Below are 2,609 nucleotides of genomic sequence, written 5' to 3'. Positions count from 1 at the left end.
GCCACAGGCGTGACAGGACCCGCAAGGAAAAGGCATCAGCCGCTTGCGCGGCGGGGGGAGCACCTGAGCTTAGTGTCCAAAAATGAAACAGTCCCAGTGCCAAGTGCTGAACCCCTGTCATGGCTCAAATTTTTCTTGTTTTTTGTGACAGGGTTTCAGGAGTAAGTCACTAAATTTGAAAATTTCTTTTCCGTGCTATTCCGTGTATTCCGTGGGCTAGGGCTAAACTCTTTTTCTGGATCAGTCCCCGGAACCCGAGTTCAAAAGGAGAAATTGATATGTCTCAAACAATGACTTTTGGAGGCCTACTGGAAGAGGTGGAGAAACTGCCACTTGAAGAACAAGATATGTTCAAGGAAATTCTCTCCAAGAGACTCATGGAACGCCGACGTAATCATCTTTTTGATGAAATACAGAAAGCACGAGCGGAATATAGTGCGGGAGAATGCTATCCCGTAAGTGTAAACGACCTGATGGACGAAATTGTCAAATGAAGCGACTTCTGATTCGTTCTCCATCCTTTGTTCGTGCCGCCAAACGGTTTTTCAAAAAGCGTCCTGAATATGGCGATGACATACGAAAGGCGCTGACTTTGCTTGAGAACGATGTTTTCCATCCAGGTCTGAAAGCACATAAGCTTCAAGGCAGGTTATCAGGATCATGGGCATGTTGTGTCGGATATGATCTCAGGATTATCTTTCGTCTCGGTCGGTATGAAGGGCAAGAGGCCATTTTCCTGGAAACAATGGGTACGCATGATGAGGTTTACTAAAGCTTGCGGACCCAGGACCTCGGATCTCCGACCACCGACATCCGACTTCCGTGCTTTTCCGTGTATTCCGCCTGCCCCGTGTAACCGGGGCCCCCTCTGGGGTGTTCCACTGGGGTGGGCAAAAAATCTTTCTTTTTCTCTTATCTTATTTCCGAGGATTAATAATGAACATAGCCATCATCCCGGCCAGGGGCGGATCAAAGCGCATTCCCCGCAAGAATATTATAAATTTCTGCGGGCAGCCCATTATTGCCTATTCAATTGAGACGGCCCAGAAATCAGGCCTTTTTGAGCGGATCATTGTTTCTGAGGATGAGGAAAGTGTAGAGGTTTCTGCATATTTTGAATCAGGAAAGATAGACATCAATTCTCATATAAGAAATTTTTATGGCTAATGAATTTGTTCCGGATGAAGTCCAGTTGAGGAAAAAGATTCATACCTTAAGGGGTGAGCAGGTAATGCTTGATCGCGACCTGGCGGATCTTTACGGTGTGAAAGCAATCCGTCTCAGGGAGCAGGTCAAGCGCAACATCAAACGCTTTCCAGAAGACTTCATGTTTCAACTCACAGAGGCAGAGGTTGACCTCCTGGTATCGCAAAATGCGATACCTTCACGCAAACACCTTGGCGGATCTTTGCCATATGCTTTTACTGAACAAGGGGTTGCAGGTATTTCAGGGGTTTTGACCAGTGACAGGGCAATCCAGGTCAATATCGCTGTAATGCGGGCTTTCGTGCGAATGCGTCGTTTTCTTGCTGCCAATGCTGGGTTGCTTCAGCGTATGGATACCTTGGAACAACGGCAAATTAGCCAGGAAATCTCAACGGATAAGCGCTTTAAAGAGCTCTTTGATGCTCTGGAGGAAAAAAGCATTCTGGCGAGTCAAGGCGTCTTTTTCAATGGTCAAGTTTTTGATGCCTATGTATTTGTAAATGATTTGCTTAGACAGGCTGAGTCTTCCATTGTTCTTATAGACAATTATATCGATGATAGCGTTTTGATGCAGCTCTCCAAGAGGCATCAAGGAGTAAATGCAATCATTTTAACAAAAAATGTCTCTCAACGTCTATTGCATGATTTGCAGAGGCATAATAGTCAGTATCCACCAGTCAGCATCCAAGAATTCACTTTGAGCCACGACCGCTTTTTGATTCTTGATGGTGAGACTGTCTATCATATTGGTGCTTCGCTGAAAGATTTAGGCAAAAAATGGTTTGCCTTTTCACGCATGGATAATAGTGCATTGACCATAATGCAAAGAGTGGAAGAAGTATTGAGAGGTGATAGATAAATGCAAAGCAAACAACGATATATGTTCTTTGACCCCGGACTGCGGATCCCGGACCTCGGACCACGGATTACGGGTTCATACCCCCATACACCCATACTCCCATACATAAAACCGACAACTGATAATTACTCACATGAATAACATCGCCGTAATTCCAGCCAGAGGCGGATCAAAGCGCATCCCCCGCAAGAACATCAAGGATTTCTGTGGCCAGCCCATAATTGCCTATTCAATTCAGACGGCACAGAAATCCGGGCTTTTTGATCGGATTATTGTCTCTACGACGAACAGGGACAGACGAAAAATGCTGGACTTTTATTCTCATTTCGGCTACCTCTTTTTCCATAGACATTAATCCTTAGCCCATGGAGGTTCACCATGCCAAGAAACGCCAGGTTTACCCTGCCTCACAGGCCCACGGTATACCCGGTTAAATAGCTTGAGGTTTCAGTATCTATCCTATTATTACTGCACGTGATTTAAGTAACCGCTATCTTCCATGGTATGCCCTGTGCGCCTCAAGCTAAGATTTGAGCAGTCTTTT

The 2,609-nt window shown here is 45.5% G+C and carries 5 protein-coding genes; all 5 read left to right on the top strand.

All coding sequences use genetic code 11. The features are described from left to right. The first annotated feature begins 278 nt into the window (after positions 1 to 278). The 5 genes from QZP87_RS00200 (at position 279) to QZP87_RS00180 (ending at position 2,420) form a co-directional block, all read left to right on the top strand. A complete protein-coding gene (locus QZP87_RS00200; RefSeq protein WP_291320912.1) occupies positions 279 to 494 on the top strand; it encodes a hypothetical protein in 216 nt (71 codons plus the stop codon). Further along, positions 491 to 772, top strand: a complete 282-nt coding sequence (locus tag QZP87_RS00195; RefSeq protein WP_291320911.1) for a type II toxin-antitoxin system mRNA interferase toxin, RelE/StbE family — start codon at positions 491 to 493, stop codon at positions 770 to 772. Before QZP87_RS00200 ends, QZP87_RS00195 begins: the two co-directional genes overlap by 4 nt. A 164-nt stretch (positions 773 to 936) precedes the next feature. Then, complete coding sequence (locus QZP87_RS00190) at positions 937 to 1,167, top strand: hypothetical protein (protein ID WP_291320910.1); 231 nt, start codon at positions 937 to 939, stop codon at positions 1,165 to 1,167. Beyond that, on the top strand, positions 1,160 to 2,065 hold the full coding sequence (locus QZP87_RS00185) for an ORF6N domain-containing protein (RefSeq protein ID WP_291320909.1): 906 nt from the start codon (positions 1,160 to 1,162) through the stop codon (positions 2,063 to 2,065). The genes QZP87_RS00190 and QZP87_RS00185 overlap by 8 nt, the downstream gene beginning before the upstream one ends. A gap of 133 nt (positions 2,066 to 2,198) precedes the next feature. After that, complete coding sequence (locus tag QZP87_RS00180) at positions 2,199 to 2,420, top strand: hypothetical protein (RefSeq protein WP_291320908.1); 222 nt, start codon at positions 2,199 to 2,201, stop codon at positions 2,418 to 2,420. Positions 2,421 to 2,609 lie beyond the last annotated feature (189 nt).

Source organism: Desulfonatronospira sp., assembly GCA_003563255.1.
Taxonomy (GTDB): domain Bacteria; phylum Desulfobacterota; class Desulfovibrionia; order Desulfovibrionales; family Desulfonatronovibrionaceae; genus Desulfonatronospira.
The sequence above is the reverse complement of the archived record's forward strand: the minus strand, read 5'-3'. Positions and strand labels throughout refer to the sequence as shown.